Here is a 4,904-nt window from a genome sequence, read left to right on the forward strand (position 1 = left end):
CCCCTGCTGTTTCCGAACTTCCATGAATCCCTATTACTCTCCCCTGGGAGTCTAAGACTGCACCGCCACTCATGCCCCCAAATGTGATGCTGGTATAAACTAATTCATAGCCTCCGGTTAAAGAAGCAACACTTTGTAATGTTCCACTTTGTTGCGTTCTTAAGTCACTTTGGCGGGTTTGTAGTAATCCCTGTTCTTTATCGTGAATTGCACCGCCACTAAACAACCATTTCGAGGGATTTTTGCCAATTTTGGGGAAGCCTGCCGCAAAAACAAAATCACCGGTATTTGGGTTATAATTCGCTATTTCCGCAACGGGATAATTGTCTCGGCTTTCAAACTGAAAAACTGCTAAATCTACCCCTTCCTGCCGGATGATGGTGCTTTTCTCGATGTTTCGAGTTTTGCCGTCGCTGGTGACGACGGTGTAGGTGTGATCGGGACAAGGTTCACTTGCAGCATCTTGACTTTCTTCCTTGTTCTCACATAATACATGGTCTGCGGTTAAAACCGTGTAAATATTCCCTTTTTTAGCGATAATTACGCCACTTCCATTGGCTGTACTGCTACTATCAATCCGGACGGTGAAACCCTTCGCTTTCGTTTCTAATTTGGCGATATAACCAGTATAGACGGTGGTTTCTATATCGGGGTTCACCTGCGGTAGGGGCAGGTTATAGGCGCTGAGGATTTCGGGACGGATGTAGGTTAATAGGGTATGAAGGGAAATGCCCCAGTTAACCGCTCTCATCTGTTGGATTTCTGCGTCTGTGGGTTTTGTACCGTCTTCGTAGGTGTAGTTAGAGAGAATCGGATGGGCCGATCGCCCGTTAATACCGATTAACTCATCCTCGAAAAAGATACCACCGCCGCTCATTCCCTGCACGATCTCGCCACTATAACCGACGCTGTAGCCCTCCCGGAGGGGTCGATCGCTTGTTTGTTCAATTTTCCCGTTATCGGTGGTGTACTGCCCCGTTTCTGCGGAATAACCGGTTACGGTGATATCTAGTTCCGCATCCGGGGAAATGGCGCGAATTTTAGCGATCGGATAATCCCTGGTATCGCTAAACTCCACCAGGGCCAGATCCTTATCTTTTAAGAGGGAATTCGGTGCGATCGAGGCTGTGCGGGTTTGGCCGTCGTGGGTTTGGATCTGTAGGGTGGTCGCGCCACGGGTAACGTGAGCGTTGGTCAAAACGAGGTATATACTGCCTTTTTTCCCGATAATGATTCCCGATCCCCGATTTATCTCGCTAGTAATCTTAACAGTGACTTGACGGATCGATCGCTCGATCTGCGCGTCTGGGCTGTCTCCCGCCACGATCGCCGGAGCAGAGAAAGGGGATAGCGCTTTAACCGGTACGACGGGCAGAAGTAGGAGGCTTAGGAGTAGGGGAAAGGGTTTCAACATGGTTATTATGGGGAAATTCGGGGTAAAACAGCGAAAATTCTAGCGGGTGGGAACGCAATTATTTTGCGGGCCAGCAGATCTCGTACCACAGGGCGCGTCGCGATCGGCGAGTGGAGCTTTGGCGAAAAACTCCGTCATCGAGATATAGGTTTTATCTCCGGAATTCTGGAGGAGCATATCCGAGCTTTTCCCCTCTAGGATGTCCATGAGTTGTTGCAAGACTAAATCTGGATTGTCGTGGGGTTTAAGGGTAAAAAGTTGGCTATTACCATCGCAGGGATCGCCGGATCGTGAAACGCTGCAGATGATCGGGTATCCCTTCGCCCGGCCGGTGGTGAGATAGTTAAAACGCCCTTGATTATAGGCTTCCTGGAATTTTTTCGTGACTTCCTCGCAACGAACCGGGGAACGTTTGGAGAAATATTCCGATTTCCAGCCGATAATCCGCACATTGCCGCTCCTTTGGGGAATCCAAGCCAGGGTGGCGGGGATTTTTCCTCCCGATGCGCGATCGAACACCTCTTTACAGAAGAAGGTGACGCCATTCGGGGTGGTCGATTGGCTGAAACCGGGGGCGATACCACCGAGGAGGACAGTGGCGAGGAGGCCGACGCCAGCGAGACGGTGGGAAATATGTCTAGAGTTCATAGGGATAGTTCCTCAGAAAATAGGGATTAGAATCGTGATTAGGGTCAAAATGGGATTATTTAAGGGTTAGCGGCGGCGTTGAGGGTGTAGCGACCCGATTCACCCCCTTCGCGAGAGGTGGCCACTAGGATATAAACTCCATCGGCAGGTAATTCGGTTACGAGTCGAGCGTTAAAATCCCCGGGAGCGCGATCGACGCGCTGGTCACTACGGGCGACCTGTGGGTATTTTGTCCCCTCGGAAGATTGGAGAACGCGATAGAGGACAAGATAGGGAGCGATCTCGTTGCTGTTCATATCCAGAACGATTTTCTGTCCGGCACGACCCTCGAACCCGTAATATTGTTGGTTTTGGTCTTTGGTCAAGTTGCCTTGAACGGTCTGACCGTTAAGAGGGAGGGCGAGTAACTGTATCCGCTCTTGCTGTCCTAATGTTGAGACGGTGGAGACATCGCCTGTTTTAACTGCGGTGAGGAAAGCTTGCAGGCGATCGAGGGAAACGGCGAAATTAATCCCGCTCTGGGTAAGGCCGATCGGGTTTCCCGCACCGTCGTAAACGTAACTCCCGATATCGCCCGCGACGTTAACCCCCACCACTTCCCCCCGTGAATTCAAAAGCGGCCCGCCGGAATTGCCTTTGTTGATATTAGCGTTGTGTTGTACTCTGCCTTTTTCGGGGTCGAGACGGCTGATAATGCCCTGGGTGAGGGTGTTTTGATAGTCCTCGTTTAAGGGTGTGCCGATGGCGAAAACGCTTTCGCCGACTTTGGCGGAGTTCGGACGGGCAAGGGGAAGATAGGGCAGGTTTTGGCGGTTATAAATCCGCAGGACGGCCAAATCCACGCCATTTTTGGCAAAGCCGATCACGTCTGCTGAGGCCTGCTGTCCGTTGGCAAATTTCACCGTCACCACCCGGGGTCCGTCCGCAACAACGTGGGCGTTGGTAATGATGATACCGTCGGGACTGACGAGAAAGCCGCTACCGTGGCCGCTGCCATTTTTGACGGTGACGACGGCGGGGCTGGCTTTCTGATAGACTCTGGAAGCGGTCTGATCCTGCGCGAGGATGGGTGGAATGTTTTCCATCAGGAAGCCTCCGGGTTGAACCAGTAGGCCAGTGGTGGCGAGTAGCGCCGATAGGGTGAAAGTAATTGGTTTCATCGGGTTGGCTCCTCTTTAGTTGGGGGATACTTGCAAGGATGTTATCGTTGGTTTTTTTCCAATTATGCGATTAAGTTTTAAGTCTTCAGATTGGTTTTTTTACAAAAGTTTAGAGGGGGAGAGCGATCGCTCTCCCTTGCAACTTACGCACCTATCTGCCGTAGTGCTTCTATGGCGCTGTTGTACATTTCTGCGTTTCCCTGCTGGCGAAATAATTCGGCGGCCGTTGTTAGATCGGCGATCGCATTTTGTCTCTGGTTAAATGCGAGATGGACGATACCCCGGAAATGGTAAGCGTAGGCAGCGCGGGGGTTTAGTCGGATCGCGGTGTTCAGGTCTTGAAACGCCGGTCGCCATTGTTCGCGCATCGTGTAAATCATGCCCCGACCGAGGTAAGCTTCGGTATAGTCTGGATCGAGTTCGATCGCTCTGGTGAATTGAGCGAGGGCGAGATCATATTTTTCCTGTTGGATGTAGTTAATTCCCCGGTTAAAGTGGGCGATCGCTTCTTTGTAGTTCGCTTGAGTGATCAGGGTTTCGGCTGGTTGTCGGCTTTCTAGGGCGATGACGGGGCGAACAGTGGCGAGGGTGGAGAGGCCGATTAGGCTGACGGTGGTGAGAAGGGCGAAGGATTTCATAGGTAGTTCCTCGGTGAGGGTGATTTGAGCTTCTACCTAATTCATCGGTTGCTTTTTTGGGAATATGCAGGATAGGGCGATCAATTTTTTTTCCTTTCGGGTACAAAAGGAAAAAGCGCGGCAATCGGCATCGCTTTGTTATCATTTAGTGAAAAATACTTGTTTTTTTTGATGCAATATGGTAAGCAAATCCCCGACGATTACTGATGCGGAATTAATTCGCCTCAGTTGTCAGAACCCGGAATTAGGCTTTGAACGCAATGCAGATGGAACGTTAGTCACTATGCCCCCGATCGGAAGTATTTCAGCGAATCGAGAACTGAAAGCCGGCGCTCGCCTGCTCTACTGGGTCGAACAGAACGGGTTAGGAGAGGTATTTAGTTCTAGCGGCGGTTTTAAACTGGCCAATAGCGCGGTACGCTCTCCCGATGTGGCTTTCGTGGCGAGAGAACGTTTACCGTCCGGTTGGCAGGAAAGGGAGGATGAATTTCTCGATCTCGCGCCGGATTTCGTGATCGAGATCCGTTCTAAAACCGATAGTTTATCCAAGTTAAAGCGGAAAATGGAGGAGTATCGGGAGAACGGGGTGAAGTTAGGATGGTTGATCGATCGCCACAATAAACAGGCTTTCGTCTATCGTCAGGACGGGACGATTACCTGTTATCCCGAGAACGCGATTTTAAGCGGGGAAGATGTGGTTCCGGGGTTCACCCTAGCGCTAGAAATCTTGCTGTAAGATCGATCGCTTTTTTCGGGGTGAGATTCAAAATCGATCGAGTATCTAGGGTTTGCGGCAAAAAGTTTGTTGGTGGGGGCAGGGTGTGACCCCCCCAACCCCCCCGACATCGGGGGGGCTGGGGGGGTGTTGGGTGTTGGGTTTCTACCGTAGGTTGGATTGAGGCACGAAACCCAACAATACACCCAAGGAAACCCAACAAAAAGATTCAGACAGATTTAGGTGTTGGGTGTTGGGTTTCGCTTTTCCTGAGAATTGAGAGGTTTTCCTTAACATATTTATTCGCTCAACCCAACCTACGGACTCTA

Annotated in this window: 5 protein-coding genes; 1 reads left to right on the forward strand and 4 read right to left on the reverse strand. The window is 50.9% G+C overall.

What is annotated here, in order from left to right; genetic code table 11:
* The 4 genes from IM515_RS14225 to IM515_RS14240 form a co-directional block, all read right to left on the reverse strand.
* Positions 1-1,414 (reverse strand): S1 family peptidase (locus IM515_RS14225; protein ID WP_287698033.1); only part of this gene is annotated, 1,414 nt, incomplete at its 3' end.
* A gap of 39 nt (positions 1,415-1,453) precedes the next feature.
* Positions 1,454-2,062: a COP23 domain-containing protein gene (locus IM515_RS14230; protein ID WP_072924757.1), complete on the reverse strand. Its 609-nt coding sequence runs from the start codon at positions 2,060-2,062 to the stop codon at positions 1,454-1,456.
* Between the two features lie 59 nt (positions 2,063-2,121).
* Positions 2,122-3,222: a S1C family serine protease gene (locus IM515_RS14235; protein ID WP_346304855.1), complete on the reverse strand. Its 1,101-nt coding sequence runs from the start codon at positions 3,220-3,222 to the stop codon at positions 2,122-2,124.
* 143 nt (positions 3,223-3,365) lie between these two features.
* On the reverse strand, positions 3,366-3,860 hold the full coding sequence (locus tag IM515_RS14240) for a tetratricopeptide repeat protein (protein WP_287628699.1): 495 nt from the start codon (positions 3,858-3,860) through the stop codon (positions 3,366-3,368).
* Between the two features lie 178 nt (positions 3,861-4,038).
* On the opposite strand from IM515_RS14240, the gene IM515_RS14245 reads away from it, so the two are divergent.
* A complete protein-coding gene (locus IM515_RS14245; RefSeq protein ID WP_002763043.1) occupies positions 4,039-4,596 on the forward strand; it encodes a Uma2 family endonuclease in 558 nt (185 codons plus the stop codon).
* Positions 4,597-4,904: the final 308 nt, after the last annotated feature.

It is taken from the genome of Microcystis sp. M44BS1, assembly GCF_020244875.1.
In the GTDB taxonomy this organism is placed as follows: Bacteria; Cyanobacteriota; Cyanobacteriia; order Cyanobacteriales; family Microcystaceae; genus Microcystis; species Microcystis panniformis.